General features: G+C 72.2%; 18 protein-coding genes and 2 pseudogenes. 4 read left to right on the top strand and 16 right to left on the bottom strand.

What is annotated here, in order from left to right:
- Positions 1-513: pseudogene (locus ABT336_RS16145) on the top strand (NAD/FAD-dependent oxidoreductase); the annotation flags it as partial.
- Positions 514-621: 108 nt separating this feature from the next.
- Here the strand turns inward: ABT336_RS16145 and ABT336_RS16140 are convergent.
- Positions 622-2,748: a SpoIIE family protein phosphatase gene (locus tag ABT336_RS16140; protein WP_350897393.1), complete on the bottom strand. Its 2,127-nt coding sequence runs from the start codon at positions 2,746-2,748 to the stop codon at positions 622-624.
- Positions 2,749-2,962: 214 nt separating this feature from the next.
- On the opposite strand from ABT336_RS16140, the gene ABT336_RS16135 reads away from it, so the two are divergent.
- A complete protein-coding gene (locus ABT336_RS16135; protein WP_350897392.1) occupies positions 2,963-3,766 on the top strand; it encodes a mechanosensitive ion channel family protein in 804 nt (267 codons plus the stop codon).
- Positions 3,767-3,910: 144 nt separating this feature from the next.
- On the opposite strand, the gene ABT336_RS16130 is transcribed toward ABT336_RS16135, so the two are convergent.
- Positions 3,911-4,282, bottom strand: a complete 372-nt coding sequence (locus ABT336_RS16130) for a DUF6401 family natural product biosynthesis protein (protein WP_350897391.1) — start codon at positions 4,280-4,282, stop codon at positions 3,911-3,913.
- A 138-nt stretch (positions 4,283-4,420) separates the two neighbouring features.
- Positions 4,421-4,633, bottom strand: a complete 213-nt coding sequence (locus ABT336_RS16125) for a hypothetical protein (protein WP_350897390.1) — start codon at positions 4,631-4,633, stop codon at positions 4,421-4,423.
- A 252-nt stretch (positions 4,634-4,885) separates the two neighbouring features.
- Between ABT336_RS16125 and ABT336_RS16120 the strand changes: the two genes are divergently transcribed.
- Entirely contained in the window at positions 4,886-6,079 is a 1,194-nt protein-coding gene (locus tag ABT336_RS16120) for an MFS transporter (protein ID WP_350897389.1), read from the top strand.
- Between the two features lie 37 nt (positions 6,080-6,116).
- Here ABT336_RS16120 and ABT336_RS16115 read toward each other — a convergent pair whose 3' ends face one another.
- The 4 genes from ABT336_RS16115 to ABT336_RS16100 form a co-directional block, all read right to left on the bottom strand.
- On the bottom strand, positions 6,117-6,380 hold the full coding sequence (locus tag ABT336_RS16115) for a hypothetical protein (protein ID WP_350897388.1): 264 nt from the start codon (positions 6,378-6,380) through the stop codon (positions 6,117-6,119).
- Positions 6,381-6,423: 43 nt separating this feature from the next.
- The gene (locus tag ABT336_RS16110) at positions 6,424-6,885 is read right to left on the bottom strand and encodes an SRPBCC family protein (RefSeq protein ID WP_350897387.1); all 462 of its coding nucleotides are present in this window, start codon (positions 6,883-6,885) and stop codon (positions 6,424-6,426) included.
- 55 nt (positions 6,886-6,940) lie between these two features.
- Positions 6,941-7,357 (bottom strand): DUF2795 domain-containing protein, encoded by a 417-nt coding sequence (locus ABT336_RS16105; RefSeq protein ID WP_350897386.1) that lies wholly within the window; start codon positions 7,355-7,357, stop codon positions 6,941-6,943.
- 69 nt (positions 7,358-7,426) lie between these two features.
- On the bottom strand, positions 7,427-8,419 hold the full coding sequence (locus ABT336_RS16100) for a YihY/virulence factor BrkB family protein (RefSeq protein WP_350897385.1): 993 nt from the start codon (positions 8,417-8,419) through the stop codon (positions 7,427-7,429).
- Positions 8,420-8,600: 181 nt separating this feature from the next.
- Here ABT336_RS16100 and ABT336_RS16095 point away from each other — a divergent pair, with 181 nt between their 5' ends.
- Complete coding sequence (locus ABT336_RS16095) at positions 8,601-9,002, top strand: ChaB family protein (RefSeq protein WP_350897384.1); 402 nt, start codon at positions 8,601-8,603, stop codon at positions 9,000-9,002.
- Between the two features lie 118 nt (positions 9,003-9,120).
- Here the strand turns inward: ABT336_RS16095 and ABT336_RS16090 are convergent.
- The 9 genes and pseudogenes from ABT336_RS16090 to ABT336_RS16050 form a co-directional block, all read right to left on the bottom strand.
- Positions 9,121-9,711 (bottom strand): annotated as a pseudogene (locus tag ABT336_RS16090) (aldehyde dehydrogenase family protein); the annotation flags it as partial.
- 50 nt (positions 9,712-9,761) lie between these two features.
- Positions 9,762-10,613 carry a TrmH family RNA methyltransferase gene (locus ABT336_RS16085; RefSeq protein ID WP_350897383.1) on the bottom strand — a complete coding sequence of 284 codons (852 nt, stop codon included), beginning with the start codon at positions 10,611-10,613 and terminating at the stop codon, positions 9,762-9,764.
- 32 nt (positions 10,614-10,645) lie between these two features.
- Entirely contained in the window at positions 10,646-11,038 is a 393-nt protein-coding gene (gene rplT / locus ABT336_RS16080) for a 50S ribosomal protein L20 (RefSeq protein ID WP_350897382.1), read from the bottom strand.
- Positions 11,039-11,070: 32 nt separating this feature from the next.
- Positions 11,071-11,265, bottom strand: a complete 195-nt coding sequence (gene rpmI / locus ABT336_RS16075) for a 50S ribosomal protein L35 (protein ID WP_350897381.1) — start codon at positions 11,263-11,265, stop codon at positions 11,071-11,073.
- 19 nt (positions 11,266-11,284) lie between these two features.
- On the bottom strand, positions 11,285-11,926 hold the full coding sequence (infC, locus tag ABT336_RS16070) for a translation initiation factor IF-3 (RefSeq protein ID WP_350897380.1): 642 nt from the start codon (positions 11,924-11,926) through the stop codon (positions 11,285-11,287).
- A 371-nt stretch (positions 11,927-12,297) separates the two neighbouring features.
- Complete coding sequence (locus ABT336_RS16065) at positions 12,298-12,744, bottom strand: PH domain-containing protein (RefSeq protein WP_502891189.1); 447 nt, start codon at positions 12,742-12,744, stop codon at positions 12,298-12,300.
- A gap of 48 nt (positions 12,745-12,792) precedes the next feature.
- A complete protein-coding gene (locus ABT336_RS16060; protein WP_350897378.1) occupies positions 12,793-13,791 on the bottom strand; it encodes a DMT family transporter in 999 nt (332 codons plus the stop codon).
- The gene (gene hisG, locus ABT336_RS16055) at positions 13,788-14,633 is read right to left on the bottom strand and encodes an ATP phosphoribosyltransferase (protein ID WP_350897377.1); all 846 of its coding nucleotides are present in this window, start codon (positions 14,631-14,633) and stop codon (positions 13,788-13,790) included. The genes ABT336_RS16060 and hisG overlap by 4 nt, the downstream gene beginning before the upstream one ends.
- Before the next feature lie 45 nt (positions 14,634-14,678).
- Entirely contained in the window at positions 14,679-14,942 is a 264-nt protein-coding gene (locus ABT336_RS16050; protein WP_350897376.1) for a phosphoribosyl-ATP diphosphatase, read from the bottom strand.
- Between the last annotated feature and the right edge of the window lie 245 nt (positions 14,943-15,187).

Raw genomic sequence — 15,187 nt, 5'->3', positions numbered from 1 at the left:
CCGCAGGCGGCCCGGCTGCTCGACCCGGCGCTGGCCGCGGCGACCCGGGTGGTCGGCGGACGCCGGTGGTCACCGGTGCTCGCCGCCGCCCTGCACTTCCCGACCCGGCGGTGGCCGGACTTCCACGGTGCCTTCGTCAACGAACACCCGATGCTGCGCCTGGTCTGCGACGACGGGGACCGTCGGGGCGACGGGGCACCCGTCCTCGTCGCCCACAGCACCCCCGAGTACGCCGCCCGGTACCTGACCGACCCGGCCGCTGCCGGCCCCGCGCTGGCCCAGGCCACACTCGCCCTGCTGGAACTGCCCGAGCGACCCCGACAGGTGTACGTGCACCGGTGGACCTTCGCCGCACCGACTGCCACCCGCACCGAGCACCACCACCTCGACGACGACGGCATCGGGCTGGCCGGGGACGCCTTCGCCGGGAAGCCCCGGGTGCAGAGCGCCTGGCTCTCCGGACGGGAACTCGGCCGGGCCCTCGCCGCCCGACTACGCCCGGCAACCGCCTGAGGGCGTCGACGGTCGGCTTGAGGGCATCCGGGCGGCCGGACACGGGTCTCAGGCCGGGTGGCCCCCGGCGGCACGGGGCTCAGACCGGGTGACCACCGGCGGCGCGGGTCAGCCGGGCGGCAGCAGGATCTCGAACCAGACAGTCGACCCCCGCACCGTCGGGTCGGTGCCCCAGGCGTCGCTGAGCTGCTCGATCAGGCCCAACCCCCGCCCCCGGCTGCTCAGGGTGTCGGTCCGGGCGCGGGTCACCGTCCCCCGGGTGCCGGAATCGGAGACCGACACCAACAGCCGCTCCGCACTCAGGTCGATCTCGACCCGGGCGGCGGTCCCGGCGTGCAGCAGGGCGTTGGTGGTCAGTTCACTGGTGCAGAGCACCGCCGCCCCGATGACCTGCTCCGGGACCAGCCACTCGGTGAGCTGCGCGGTCATCCAGTGGCGGACCCGGCTCGGGGCTGTCGGCTCCGCCGGCACCTCCATGCTCACCGACCGGCTCGGCCGCAACGCGTACTCCACGGCGAGCACCGCGACGTCGTCCTCGGTCGCGTCGTCCACCGCGCCGCTGGCCACCGCGCACAGAGCCCGGGGGTCACCGTTGCCCGCCTCGGCGACCGCCTCGGTGAGGCGGGCCAGCCCGGCCGAGAGACTCTGTCGACGCCGCTCCACCACACCGTCGCTGAACAACAGCAGGGTGTCCCCGGGAACGAAGCGGACGGTGGTGGTGGCGAACCGTCCCCCCAGACCCAGCGGAGGCCCCGGGGGCAGGTCGACGTACTCGGCTGTCGAGTCGCCCTCGTCGGTGCAGCGCCGGATCAGCGGCGCGGGGTGCCCCGCGCTGGCGAGGGTGACCGACAGGTCGTCGGCGTCGACCACGCCGAGGACCACTGTGACGAAGAGTTCCTGGGTGTCCGCCTCCGCGCCCAGACTGGCGACCAGCCGGTCCAGGCCGGCGAGGACCACGTCCGGACGGGGGTCGGCCAGGGCGAGCGCCCGCAGCGCGGCCCGGACCTGCCCCATCCGGGCGGCGGCCTGGACGTCGTGACCCGCGACGTCACCGAGGACCACACCGAGTCGGCCCGAGGGGAGCAGGAACGCGTCGTAGAAGTCGCCCCCGGCCGCGTTGCCGTCGACACCCGGGGCGTACCGGGCGGCGATGCGCAGCCGGGGCAGGTCCGGGAGGTGCTCCGGCAGCATGCTCCGTTGCAGGAGCTGGGCGGTGCCGTGCTGGGTCTCGAACCGGCGGGCCCGCTCGGCGGCCTGGCCGATCAACTCCGCCAGCGCCGACAGCAGAGCCTGCTCGGCGGTGGACCAGTGGTGCGCGGTCTCGTACCCCACGGCGAACCCGCCCCGGACCACCAGGCTGCGCAGCGGGACGGTGGCCAGGGCGCGGACCTTCTGGTCGTGCCGGTCCACGGCGTGTTCGCGCAGCGGCTGACCGTCGGGGGTGAAGACCGGAACGCCGGTACGGGCGGCGACGAGCAGCGGGGCCGTCGAGTCCCCCGCCACCCGCCGCCACAGCGGGGGCAGCCGCTCGTCGGCCTCGTCCAGCAGTTCGCCCCGGACCCGCCGCACCGTACGGAACCCGGTGCCGTCGTCGACGGCGAAGGAGACCCGGTCGGCGTCGAACGACTCGATGGCGTACCGGAGGGTGGCCCGGGCCACGTCGTCGAGGGTGAGGGTGCCGGCCAGGGCGGCAGCGAACTCGCTCAGGCTCAACAGGTGGTTGGTGACCTGCGTGGTCTGCGCCGCCACAGTCAGCACCCCGACGACCTCCCCGGTGCTGTCCCGCACGGGGGAGTAGCCCCGGGTGAAGACCGCCTGCTCGGCACCGTGCTCGTACCGCCTGTCGAACGGCAGCAGGGTCTCGTTCTCCAGGAACGACTCGCCGGACCGGTAGGTCCGCTCGATGACGTCACCGACGCCGGGCAGCCCCCACACGTCGGCGAAGACCTCGGGGGCCGGACGGCCCAGCGCCTCCGGGTGTCGGCCGCCGATCAGCTCGGCGTACCCGTCGTTGTAGAGGAGCAGGAGCTTCTCGCCGTACGCCAGGGCCATCGGCACGGGGGAGGTGAGTACGACGTCGACCACGGCACGGACGGCGGGGTCCCAGGACTCCGGCGGCCCCAGCACGGTGTCCCCCCAGGGACCGCCGAGGATCGGGGTCGCCGTGTGGTGAGCGGTCCGGGCCCCCGGAACGGGAACTGCGGGTGTGGGCACTCGCCCGACCGTGCCTGGCATGTGCGCAGCCTATCCGTAGTACCCCGGAGCTGTCGTTGATCATGGTGGCGACGATCGATCGTCGACCCTCCCCGGGGGACGCAAGGATCGCTATTTGCCCTGGTCAGGGCCTCCCTGTTGATGGATGTCGGGAAAATCGGGGAGTACTGCCCGGCGTGCTGCCGCATCGAGGGGGTATGCGGCCCGCGCTAGTTCATGCGACAGGAGGGACATCATGCGGGAAACCCTCGCGGTCGGGGCCCAGAACGCCGTCGGTACCGCCCTGACCGACTTGTGGAGGTCGGTGCTGACCTTCGTCCCACGAGCCATCGCGTTCATCGCGATCCTCGTGATCGGATGGCTCATCGCACGCGCCGTCCTACGAATCGTCGACGCCGTGCTGGAGCGGGTGGGGTTCGACCGGGCGGTCGAACGAGGCGGCATCCGACGCGCCCTGGAACGCACCAGGTACGACGCGAGCGACATCCTGGCCAGGCTGGCGTACTACGCCGTCCTGCTGTTCACCCTGCAGTTCGCCTTCGGGGTGTGGGGACCGAACGCCATCTCGGACCTGATCCGAGGCGTGGTGGCCTGGCTGCCACGGGCCTTCGTCGCGATCGTCATCGTGGTCATCGCCGCCGCCATCGCCAACGCGGTACGGGACCTGGTCAGCGGTGCGCTGGGCGGGCTGTCGTACGGCCGGGTGCTGGCCGACGTGACCGCCGTGTTCATCCTGGCGCTCGGTGTGATCGCGGCACTGAACCAGGTGGGCATCGCCACCACCGTCACCACTCCGGTCCTGATCGCGGTCCTCGCCACGGTGGCGGGCATCCTGATCGTCGGAGTCGGCGGCGGTCTGGTCCGGCCCATGCAGCAACGGTGGGACGGCTGGCTGGACCGGGCCTCCGAGGAGGCGCGTGCCGTCCGGGAACACCGGCAGGCTCGCAACGCCGGGCGCAGCGACTACGAGCGGCAGATGGCCGACCGTGCCGGACAGCCGACGCAGGCCTTCGGCCGGGCCGAGGAACACACGCGGTAGGGCCGTTCGGTGGGCGACCGCCGGGGGATGTTCGCGCCGACCAGGCGTGGACGTCCTCCGGTGGTCGTTTCGCCGGGACTCGGCGTCGACCGCCTCGGCGTCCGGCCCCGGAAGGTCCCGGCGTCTCGGCATCCGGACCCGGGGCTAGCGCCTCGGCGTCCGGCCCCGGGGCAGCTGGTCCGCCAGGGCGCAGACCCCGAGCAGGCGTAGTACCAACCAGTCCGGCTCGGACCAGTCCACCGGCCCGAGCGGCAGGAACCCGTCCTGCTCCAGCGCGGCGGCGCGTACCCCCTCGGCGTAACCGGCCAGGGCGGCGGCGGTCAGCGGCCGACTGTCACCGTCGAGGCTGTCCCTGATCGCTGCCGAGTGCTGGTCGACCAGGGCGAGCAGACCGGGCCGGGTGCCGGCCTCGGTCAGTCCGCTGGTGCCCACGGAGGCGGTCAACTCGGTGAGGGCGGATCGGGCGGAACCGATGGCGGTGCCGGTGGTCGTCCGATCGTCGGAGGGCGGGCGCATGGGAACCGAGGCTAACCAACCCGACACCCTGTCGACCTCGTCCACTCGGCGGGTGGGGGGTCCACCACGCCGGTGACCGGCGTACGGCAGGGGGATCGATTCGGCGACAACCGGGCACCGAGCCCGCAGGCCCCGGCCCTAGTCGCCGGGGCGGGCGTCCGCCGGGCGGCGTCGAGCTGCGTCGTCGGCGATGATGACGGTGGCCACCATCAGCGCGACGCAGATGCTGAACAACCAGGAGCCGTCGGCGACCAGCTGGGCCGAGACCGGGGCCTGGACAGCGGCGAGCACGAAGCCGAGCCAGGCGAGCCGCCGCTGACGAACGGTGAGAAAGCCGGAACCCTGTTGCATTCCGAAAGTCTTGCGCGCGATGCCCCGTTCGCCGTCCCCCGATCGGCCGATTTTGGATGGGCTGACCGTTCTTGTGGCCGTACGTTCGGGGAAATCTTGTCCACTCGGCGGTGGCGGCGAGCCCAGCTTTTCGTTCCAGTAACTGTCTGGCCACTCACCGGCGGTGGCCGTCGACCCTTCTCGATGCTCCGGTCGGCACCGGAGCAGCTCGGGGGCACCCGTGTCGGACTTTCTAGGGCAGGATGGGCGCTCGTGTCCACCCGTGCCGGCGCACCCCGCCCCGCCCTGCTCCTGCTGGCCTACCTCGCCTTCGTCAGCCTCGGCCTCCCCGACGGGTTGCTCGGCGTCGGCTGGCCGTCGATCCGCACCGAGTTCGGCGTACCGACCGAGGCCGTCGGCATCCTGCTCACAGTCGGCGCGGCCGGCTACCTCACCTCCGGGGTCCTCGCCGGTTTCACGCTGGCCCGGCTCGGCATCGGTCGGCTGCTGACGGGGAGCACCCTGTTGGCGGGGCTGACCCTCACCGGGTACGCCCTGTCACCCCGGCTGGCCGTGATGATCGGCTGTGCGTTCCTGCTCGGAATCGGCTCCGGGGCGATCGACTCCGGGCTCAACGCGTACGCGGCGGCGGCCTTCGGCCCCCGACACATGAACTGGTTGCACGCCTTCTTCGGCCTCGGCGTGGCGCTCGGTCCGCTGATCATGACCGGGGCGATCAGCCTCGGCCTGGGCTGGCGCTGGGGGTACGCCACGGTGGCCGCCGCCCAACTCGCCCTCGCCACGGCCTTCGCCCTCACCATCCGAGCCTGGCAGCACCGGTCCGACACCCCCGGACCCGTGGCCGGGGACTCCACGCCGCCGCCCCCTGCCGCACCGGTGCCGGTCGGGGAGACCCTCCGGCTGCCGGCGGTGTGGCTGGGGACGCTGGCGTTCATGCTGTACGTGGGCGTCGAGGCGGCGGCCGGCCTCTGGGCGTACCTGCTGCTCACCGAGGGACGAGGGGTGGGCGCGGCGGCGGCCGGGCTCTGCGTCTCGGCGTACTGGGGGAGTCTGTTCGTCGGACGGCTGGTGCAGGGGGTCCTCGCCGAACGGCTCGGTGCCGCCCGGGTGCTGCGGGCCAACCTCTACGGCATGGCGGTGGGCGCGGGGCTGATCGCCCTGCCCGCACCCGCCTGGGTGGCGGTGACGGGCCTGGTCGTCCTCGGGTTCACCGCCGCACCGGTCTTCCCACTGCTCACCCTCACCACCGCCGAACGGGTCGGGGCGGCCCACGCCGACCGGACCATCGGGGTCCAGATCGGCGCCTCCAGCCTGGGCGTGGCACTGCTGCCCGCCGGGATCGGCGTGCTCCTCAGCCGGTACAGCGTGGAGTGGCTCGGCCCCGCACTGGTGGTGCTCACGATCGCCCTGATCGTCCTGCACACAGCGGCGTCCCGACGCAGGTGACCCGGACGGATCACGCCCGTCCGGGTCACCTGCGTCGTCACATGCTGTCCGGTCCGGTCCGTCCCATCGTCGACGGTCGGTACGCGCGCTCCTCGTCGGTCATCTCCCGACGCCGGTCCGCCGTCGCCGCACCCCGGTCCACCGCCTCCGGCCCGTGCCCGAACTCGGCCTCCGCGCCGGCGTCGTTACCCGTGACGTCGTCGGACTGCCCGTCGACCGGAGACCGGGCGATGGCCCGGTCCAACTCCTCCAACGACGTACGGTCCTCGTCGCGCCACACCCTGCCGTCGTTCTCCGTCATGCCACCAGCGGTACCCGAGGGGCATCCCGGCAAACGGGCGGGGTCAGGGTCGCGGGCGCTCGACCTCCCCGCGCCAGGCCCCGGTCTCCTGTCCCCGACGCTCGATGAACTTCTTGAACCGCTCCAGGTCGCCCTTGGCCCGCCGGTCCACGACGCCCAGCTTGTCCCCGGCCTGCTCCACCACACCGTGCGGCTCGAACTCCAGTTGCAGGGTGACCCGGGTGTTCTCCGGGTCCAGCCGGTGGAAGGTGACCACCCCGGCCTGCTGGGTGCCGCCGGTCGACCGCCAGGCGACCCGCTCGTCAGGGAGCTGTTCGGTGATCTCCGCGTCGAACTCCCGGGTCACCCCGGCGATCTCGACCCGCCAGTGGGTCATCGTGTCGGTGACCTGGCGGACCTCCTCGACGCCCTCCATGAAGTGCGGGAACTCCTCGAACTGCGTCCACTGGTCGTACGCGGTACGGATCGGGACCGCCACGTCCACGTGCTCGGTAACGCCACTCATCAGTTCTCCTCCGCCAGGCGCCGGTGAATCTGGTCGGGATCGGGGGCGATCCGCCTCACCAGCGCGTCGTCTCGTTCTTGTGTCCCAACGCGGCCCACACCTCGGCAACCGTCTGGTACGACGTGTCGGCGGGCAGTCCTTCGAGCGCCGACACGATGTCGTCCGGGGCGTTGTTGTCCCGTGCGTTCTGCAGCAGGGAGCCCCTGTCACCGGGCAGTGCAGACAGGCTGATGAACCGGCCGAGGCGGCTGCGTTGCTCGACGTCGGTGGATGTCATCCCCTGGGGCGTGCCGCTGCGCAGGTCCCCCGCCGGTGCCGTGGTGGCCTCCGGCTGGTCCTCGCCGGCCGGCTCGGGCTGACGGAACTCGTCAACCCGGGAACCGGCGGTGCCGGGGCCCTGGACCAGGCCCTCGACCTCCTGGCTCATCTGGTCGTCGAGTCGGGGCGAGTGCTTGCTGCTGCCACGTTCCATGCCCTAGCGCTACCCGGGGGGACTGCGGGTAAACAGAGATCGGTCGACGCGTCACGAACCGGTCACAGGTCACGGCTCGGCGGGGGAACGGGGTGGCAACAGCGGGTCGTCCGGGTCCGGTTCGCCTGCCTGCAACCGGCGGCCCCGCTGCAACTCCGCGTTGATCTGGACACCCAGCATCAACGCACAGTTGGACATGAACAGCCACACCAGGAAGGCGATCACCGCGCCGAGGCTGCCGTACGTGACGTCGTACGAGCCGAAGTTCGACACGTACAGACCGAAACCGAACGTGACGACGACCCAGACCAACAGGGCCACCGCCCCGCCGGGGGTGAGCCACCGGAACCGGGGCTGCCGGACGTTGGGCGCGATCCAGAACAGCAACGACAGCAGTGTCATCAGCATCAGGGCCAGCAACGGCCACTTGCTGACGTTCCACACTGTGACGGCCAACCCGCCCGCGTTGACGAGGTCACCCACGGCGTCGGCGATGGGACCGCTGACGATCAGCCCGGTGGCGACCAGGGCGAGCAGGATCAGCGCCACCCCGGCGAGTCCCATCTGCAACGGGCGCAGCTTCCAGAAGGGCCGCCCCTCGGTCACCCCGTAGATGGTGTTGGCGGCCCGGGTGAACGAGCTGATGAACCCGGACGCCGACCAGAGCGCCCCGACCAGACCGAAGCTCAGCAACGCCCGGGCCCCGCTCTGCTGGTCGACCACGCCCCGAACCACCTCGACGAAGCTGTCGTTCGCCACGATCGACCCGGCCCCCATCTCCCGGGCCAGGTCGAGCACGGTGTCCACCGTCTGCTCCCCGTCGGAGACCAGGCCGACCAGCGCCACCACCACGACGGTGGAGGGGAACAACGCCAGGACCCCGTAGTAGGTCAACGCGGCGGCCAGGTCGACGCAGTTGTCCCTGAGGAAGTTCTGCCCGCTGCGGACCAGGACCCCACGCCACGTCCGCCAGTTCAACTGCCGGATCCGCCGGGGGGCCGACAGTCTGGCCGCCCCATCGGACTCGGTGTCCTCCCCGACCGGTTCCGTGGTCGCCGTCATGCCCGCTCCCTGCTGTCCGGCCGCGGCGACCGGGCGGATCGCCGTTGTCGCCAGCGGTTCGATCGCCCGCCGGTACCCCGACCGGGTAGTCGCAAAACCCTCCGCCGGTACGCCTGTGCGTTTGACCCGGCCGGTCCGGGGAACGGGGACAGGTCAGGACACCGACACGGAGGAGGACGAGATGCCCGGGCGCGAGGTACTGCCGAGCACACTGCGACGCTCCCCGGAGAAGGCCCAGCGTACCTGGGTAAGGACGCACGACTCGGCGGTGGAGACGTACGGCGAGGGGGAGCGGGCGCACCGGGTCGCCTTCGCCGCCGTCAAGCACGAGTTCGAGAAGGTCGGCGACCACTGGGAGCCGAAGGGACGCAAGGGCCCCAGCGACAGTCAGGCGGCCGGCGGCGGCCCGGCCCGGCGGGCTCCCACCGCCGGTGGGGTGGACGCCAACGCCACCAAGGATCACCTCATGCAGGTGGCCCGCAGTCTCGACGTCAGGGGGCGATCCACCATGACCAAGGCGGAACTGGTCAAAGCCATCCAGAAGGCCAACGACAGGCAGACGCGCAAGGCCCGCTCCCGCTGACCCACCGCCTGCCCGCCGCGACCGAGCCGGTCAGGTCCACCGCGTGACCGACCCGGTCGGGCCGGTCAGGTCCACCGCGTGACCGACCCGGTCTGGCCGTAGGCGACCGGACCGGGGTTCACCAGTGGCCCCCGGCCGGTGCGGCGAGGTGGACCACCTTGGTCGCGGTCAGCTCGTCGAGCAGCTCCGGGCCGTAGCCGAAGCCCTGACCGCTGCCCCGACGGGGGTGGGCCGCGCCACCGGGAGCGCCACCGAACACGGCGTTGACCTTCACCGTGCCGACAGGCAACTCCCGACAGGCCCGCTGGGCGTGGCTCATCGAACCGGTGAGCACCGTCGCGGACAACCCGTACGGTGACCGACCCGCCCGCTTCAGCGCGTCGCTGAACGAGTCGACCACCACGACCGGGGCGACCGGACCGAAGGTCTCCTCCCGGACCACGGCCATCTCGTCGGCGCAGTCGGTGAGCACCGTCGCCGGATAGAAGGCCCCCGGCCCGTCCGGGACGGTGCCGCCGGTACGCAGCCGCGCCCCCTCGGCCAGCGCCGCGGCCACCTGCCCGTGCACGTGGTCGCGGTGCCGCCGGTCCACCAGCGGACCCAGTTCGGTGCCCGGGTCCCGGCCCGGCCCGGCCCGCAGCGCCCCGGCGCGCTCGACGAGCAGGTCGACGAAGTCCTCGGCGAGGTCCCGGTGGACGTAGATCCGCTCCCCTCATGACCGATGTTCTCCCTGGTCGTGGCCGACAGTCGCCGCACGGGTCACCGGCGGCGCAGTGCTGTGGCCGAAGCGTACAGGCAGACGGCGGCGGCCGCTGCCAGGTTGAGGCTCTCCGCCCGCCCGTGCAGCGGCACCCGGACCCGGGCGTCGGCGGCAGCGGTCACCTCCGGCGGGAGGCCGTGCGCCTCCGATCCGAACAGCCAGGCAGTCGGGGTGGCCAGTCCGCCCGCGTCGGCCAGGTCGTCGAGGTCGGTGTCGCCGTACCCGGTGGTGGCCAGCACCCGCAGACCGGTGGCGCGCAGCGCGGTCACCACCTCGACCGGGTCGGCGGCGCGGACCACGTCGACGTGGAACAGGCTTCCGGCCGAGGACCTGACGCACTTGCCGTTGTACGGGTCGACGGCGTCCCCGGCGAACACGACGGTCTGCGCCCCGGCGGCGTCGGCGGTCCGCAGCACCGTACCGGCGTTGCCCGGGTCCCGGATCCCGGCGAGCACCGCCACCAGGCGGGGTCCGGCGTCCAGCGCGGTGGCCAGCGGGACGTCCAGGTGTCGGCAGAGGGCCACGAGTCCCTGCGGGGCGACGGTGTCGGCGAGGACGGCGAGCGCCTCGTCGGTGACCGGGGAGACGGGTACCCCCTCGGCAGTGGCCCGGCCGACCAGGTCGGCGTGCCGGTCCAGGGCGGTGGGGGTGCCGAAGAGTTCGCAGACCACATCGGGGACGGCGAGGGCCTCCCGGACCGCCTGCGGCCCCTCGGCCAGGAACCTGCCGGTGGCCTCACGGTCGCGGCGGCGGTGCAGCCTGCGGGCCGCGACGACCCGGGGCGTACGCGGGGTGAACAGTTCGGTCTCTCCTACGACGTCGAGGCGTCTCCCACGCGATGGTGGCCGCATGGGAGACGCCTCGATGATCTGGTGCGGGTGGATCAGGCGGCCTGGGCCGCAGCGCCACCGGTGCCCTCGGCGGCGACGGCCGCGCGGGCCACCTCGACGAGAGCGGCGAACGCCGTGGCGTCGTGGACGGCGAGATCCGCAAGGATCTTGCGGTCCACCTCGACGCCGGCCAGACGCAGGCCCTGGATCAGACGGTTGTAGGTCAACCCGTTGGCGCGGGCCCCCGCGTTGATCCGCTGGATCCACAGCTGCCGGAAGTCGCCCTTACGGTCGCGACGGTCCCGGTAGGAGTACTGCATCGAGTGCAGCACCTGCTCCTTGGCCTTGCGGTACAGCCGGGAGCGCTGACCGCGGTAACCACTCGCGGTCTCCAGCAGGGTACGACGCTTCTTCTGGGCGTTCACAGCCCGCTTGACGCGTGCCATCTCAACTCCTTCTTCGGTTCAGGTGGCGCGCGTCAGCGGCCGAGCAGCTTCTTGATGCGCTTGACGTCAGCCTTGGCCACCTCGACCACGCCGGTCAGCCGGCGGGTACGGGTGGAGGACTTCTTCTCCAGGTTGTGACGCATACCGGCCTGCTGGGCAACGATCTTGCCCTTGCCGGTCACCCGGACCCGCTTGCCCATACCCGTGTGGCTCTTCATCTTCGGCATTGGAACGTCTTCTCCCCTGTTACTGGCCGCTGGTGTCAGCGGTCACGCCGGTATCACCGGCGACACCGACCTCGCTGGCCTCGCCGACCGCCTCAGCGGCGGACTCGTCCGCCGCGCGGTCACGGGGTCCACCACGGGAGGCCGTGGCCGCGACCGCGGCCGCCTTGGTCGCCCGGTGCGGCGCGAGCACCATGATCATGTTTCGGCCGTCCTGCTTCGGAGCGGCCTCGACGTACCCCAGATCCGAGATCTCGGATTCGAGCCGGCGCAGGAGCCGGTAACCCAGCTCCGGGCGGCTCTGCTCCCGACCGCGGAACATGATCGTCACCTTGACCTTGTCGCCGGCCTTGAGGAACCGCACCACGTGACCCTTCTTGGTCTCGTAGTCGTGCGGGTCGATCTTCGGTCGGAGCTTCATCTCCTTGATGACGGTCTGCTGCTGGTTACGCCGCGCTTCGCGCGCCTTGAGTGCGCTCTCGTACTTGAACTTTCCGAAGTCCATGAGCTTGCACACCGGCGGGCGCGCCATCGGCGCAACCTCGACCAGGTCCAGGTCGACGTCCGCGGCCAGCTGCAGGGCGCGCTCCAGCGGGACGATGCCCACCTGCTCACCCTCAGGGCCGACCAGTCGGACCTCACGTGCCCGGATCTGCTCGTTCACGCGTGGTTCGACGCTGATGGGGCCTCCTCTAGTCCGAAACTTCCACGGTGGCCGACCCCGCGGGCTCCCCGGTGGGAGCCGAGCCGGAAAGCAGAAGGCCCCGGCGCATGCCAGGGCCCGCTCGACCGGTCGACACGATCAGATGATCGCGCATCCGGGGCCGGGACGTGCCCGGAACCGGTGACCGGACCCGGCCACCTCGATCGGTGACACGGGTGGGAGCAGGCGCTCCACTTCAACGGCTGTCTCGGTCGTGGCCGGTGCGAAAGGCACCGAACGGCGCGGACAGCCTGGTCGACTCGGCCACTCTACACCCTCACCCCGAGCCGTCTCAAACCGGGCACGCCGGTCGGCCGGTGTCGCGCCGCAGGTCAGGGACCGACCGGGGTGGACTGGTGCGCCTGGTGCAGCCGACGCAGGGCCCGGACCCCCTCGACCGCACGGTCCTTGTCGGCGGCCTGGAGGGCGACCACCGGGAGCAGGTCGTCGTCGTGCAGCTCCACGCTGGCCCAGGGGGCACCCCTGTCGAACCGGACACCCCGGACGACCTCCCAGGGCAGCTCGTACGACCCGATGATGTTGCGCACCCGGATGCCCCAGGCGTCGGCCTGGACCCGGGGGCGGGTGAAGAGCAGGATCGCCACCGCCCCGATCAACCCCAGGCCGATCATGGCGAACCCGTCGCCGCGCTGGAAGGTGCCGTACCCGTTACCGGTGGGCCCCTGAAGACCGGTGGCCAGCAGGCTGAAGGTCACCACCAGCGCCACCGCCGAGGCCCAGCAGACCACCCGGATTCGACGCGGACGCAGGGTCACCATCTCGGATCCACTCACCCCACCAGTCTGCCATCGCCTGTCGGCCCGACCTCACCGGCCACCCGCAGGACCCGCTGGTCGGACCGGACCGGTGTCGTCCGTACCGGCCGTCGGGGCGACGGCGGCGACCACCCCGGCGGGCGGTCGGCTCCCCCGCCCGGCGACCAGGACGGCCAGCAGGGTGAGGGCCGCGCCCACGAGCACCGGCACCCGCAGCCCGGCACCCTGCGGCAGGAGAAGGTCCAACAACAGCGCCCCGGTGAGCTGGCCGGTGACCAGTCCCAGGCCGGTGCGCAGCACCCCGACGGCGCGTACCCCGACCAGCATGCTGACCACGATCGCCAGGCCGAAGATACCGCCGAGGTAGAGGTGCCAGGCCCCCGGCCAGGTCGGGGCGGGGCCGGTGAAGGCTCCGGCGACCACCGCGACGGCCAGCACCAGGGGCGTACTGACCAGGAAGTTGACGAGGGTCGCGGCGGCGGCGGTGCCGGCTGCGGTGAGCCGTCCGTTGAGGGCCGACTGCATCGCCACGGCGACCCCGCCGAGGGCCGCCAGCAGCACCGCTGCGAGCGCCACCTCCCCCGCCGGCTGCCCGACCTGGGCGAGCGCGACGGCACCCACCCCGAGCAGGGCTCCGGCGAGCCGGGGACCGGTGAGGGCGAACCGACCGGCGGCGGCCAGGCCGGCCCGGTCCACGGCCAGGCCGCCGAGGCTGGCCCCGGCGACCTGGGTGATGGTGAACACGGCTATCCCGAGGACCGGGACCGTGACGGTGGCGACCACCACGACGGCGGCCCCACCGACTCCCCCGAGGTAGGCCCACCAGGGGGGCCGGGTCCGCCGCAGGGTCGCCGTCCCGGACCGCATCGACGGCAGCAGCACCAGTCCGACGAGGACCAGCAGGGTGCCGCCGAGGTTGTTCACCACCGCGCCGAGGACCGGGTTCCCGGCCCGCTCGCCCAACTCCGCGTTGACTGTGCCCTGTGCCGCCGACGCCATTCCGCCGAGGAGCACCACTGTCAGCGCCACCGGAGTGGGCAGCGACCTCACAGTCGGCAGGCGTGCAGGGTGGTCACCAGGATGGCGCGGGCACCCAGGTCGTACAGCTCGTCCATGATCCGGTGGACGTCCTCGCGGGGGACCATCGCCTGGACCGCCACCCAGCCCTCCCGGTGCAGCGGGGAGACGGTGGGCGACTCGATGCCCGGGGTGAGGGCGCTGGCCCGGTCGAGCAGAGCGGCAGGCACGTCGTAGGTGAGCATCACGTACCGGCGGGCGACGAGCACGCCGTGCAGCCGACGCAGGAGCTGGTCGCACTGCGGGTGGGCCGGTGCCCCGGCGCGCCGGACCAGGACCGCCGCGGAGCGCAGCAGCGGCTCGCCGAAGACGACCAGACCGGCCTGGCGCAGGGTGGTGCCGGTCTCCACCACGTCGGCGACCACGTCGGCGACGCCGAGGCGGATGGCGTTCTCCACAGCGCCGTCGAGGCGCGTCACCTCGGCCTCGATGCCCAGCTCGGCCAGGTGCCGCTCGACCAGCCCCGGGTACGCGGTGGCGATCCGGTGTCCGCCGAGTTCGCGGACGTCGTCGACGTCCTCGGGGCGGGCGGCGAAGCGGAAGGTGGCGCGGCCGAAGTCGAGGTCCATCACCTCCTCGGCCGGGGCACCCGAGTCGATCAGCAGGTCCCGGCCGGTGATCCCGACGTCCAGGTCACCGGAGCCGACGTAGGTGGCGATGTCCTTCGGACGCAGGTAGAAGAACTCGATGTCGTTGCCCACGTCCTGGCAGACGAGGTCCTTCGGGTCGGTGCGCTGGCGGTAGCCCGCCTCACGCAGCATCTGGGCGGCCTTCTCGGCCAGGGCTCCCTTGTTCGGTACGGCGACGCGCAGCATGACGGAGTGCTCCTTCGATCGGGTCTGAATCCGGCGGCGGGGCACTCACAGATGTCGGTAGACGTCCTTGAGTTCGAGACCGGTGGCGAGCATCAGCACCTGGGCCTGGTAGAGCAGCTGGGAGATCTCCTCGGCGGCCCGTTCGGGGCCCTCGTGCTCGGCCGCCATCCAGGACTCGGCGGCCTCCTCGACGACCTTCTTGCCGATGAAGTGGACCCCCTTGTCCAGGGCGGCCACCGTGCCGGAGCCCGGGGTGCCGGCGGCGGCCTTGGCCTGCAGCTCGGCGAACAACTCCTCGAACGTCTTCACGCCGCGATTGTTCCAGCCGGGAACCGACCCCGTACACCGGGTCCGTGACCGGGTCACCTGGTGGTCACAGTCGCGGTGGGGGCGGGTCGACACCCCCGGGTACGCGGCGGCCGACCGGCCGGATCCGGGCGAACAGGGATGCCCGAGTGGGCATGGCGGGCGCGAAACGGGCGGCCAGGGCGGAGAAACGGGCACCGAAGTCAGCATGTCGGCGGCTTATGTGATCATTTGATGGGCTGGTCTCG

The organism is Micromonospora sp. NPDC000207 (assembly GCF_040300925.1).
Classification (GTDB): domain Bacteria; phylum Actinomycetota; class Actinomycetes; order Mycobacteriales; family Micromonosporaceae; genus Micromonospora.
Note: the sequence above shows the minus strand (reverse complement) of the source record. Positions and strands in the feature narration are given on the sequence as shown.

What these genes read in the sequence shown, in the direction of transcription:
- hisG (WP_350897377.1), bottom strand. Translation starts at nt 14,633, where the DNA reads ATGCTGCGCGTCGCCGTACCGAACAAGGGAGCCCTGGCCGAGAAGGCC.
- rplT (WP_350897382.1), bottom strand. Translation starts at nt 11,038, where the DNA reads ATGGCACGCGTCAAGCGGGCTGTGAACGCCCAGAAGAAGCGTCGTACC.
- ABT336_RS16085 (WP_350897383.1), bottom strand. Translation starts at nt 10,613, where the DNA reads ATGCGGCCACCATCGCGTGGGAGACGCCTCGACGTCGTAGGAGAGACC.
- rpmI (WP_350897381.1), bottom strand. Translation starts at nt 11,265, where the DNA reads ATGCCGAAGATGAAGAGCCACACGGGTATGGGCAAGCGGGTCCGGGTG.
- ABT336_RS16125 (WP_350897390.1), bottom strand. Translation starts at nt 4,633, where the DNA reads ATGCAACAGGGTTCCGGCTTTCTCACCGTTCGTCAGCGGCGGCTCGCC.
- ABT336_RS16115 (WP_350897388.1), bottom strand. Translation starts at nt 6,380, where the DNA reads ATGACGGAGAACGACGGCAGGGTGTGGCGCGACGAGGACCGTACGTCG.
- ABT336_RS16095 (WP_350897384.1), top strand. Translation starts at nt 8,601, where the DNA reads ATGCCCGGGCGCGAGGTACTGCCGAGCACACTGCGACGCTCCCCGGAG.
- ABT336_RS16100 (WP_350897385.1), bottom strand. Translation starts at nt 8,419, where the DNA reads ATGACGGCGACCACGGAACCGGTCGGGGAGGACACCGAGTCCGATGGG.
- ABT336_RS16065 (WP_502891189.1), bottom strand. Translation starts at nt 12,744, where the DNA reads ATGGTGACCCTGCGTCCGCGTCGAATCCGGGTGGTCTGCTGGGCCTCG.
- ABT336_RS16135 (WP_350897392.1), top strand. Translation starts at nt 2,963, where the DNA reads ATGCGGGAAACCCTCGCGGTCGGGGCCCAGAACGCCGTCGGTACCGCC.
- ABT336_RS16110 (WP_350897387.1), bottom strand. Translation starts at nt 6,885, where the DNA reads ATGAGTGGCGTTACCGAGCACGTGGACGTGGCGGTCCCGATCCGTACC.
- ABT336_RS16140 (WP_350897393.1), bottom strand. Translation starts at nt 2,748, where the DNA reads ATGCCAGGCACGGTCGGGCGAGTGCCCACACCCGCAGTTCCCGTTCCG.
- ABT336_RS16130 (WP_350897391.1), bottom strand. Translation starts at nt 4,282, where the DNA reads ATGCGCCCGCCCTCCGACGATCGGACGACCACCGGCACCGCCATCGGT.
- ABT336_RS16105 (WP_350897386.1), bottom strand. Translation starts at nt 7,357, where the DNA reads ATGGAACGTGGCAGCAGCAAGCACTCGCCCCGACTCGACGACCAGATG.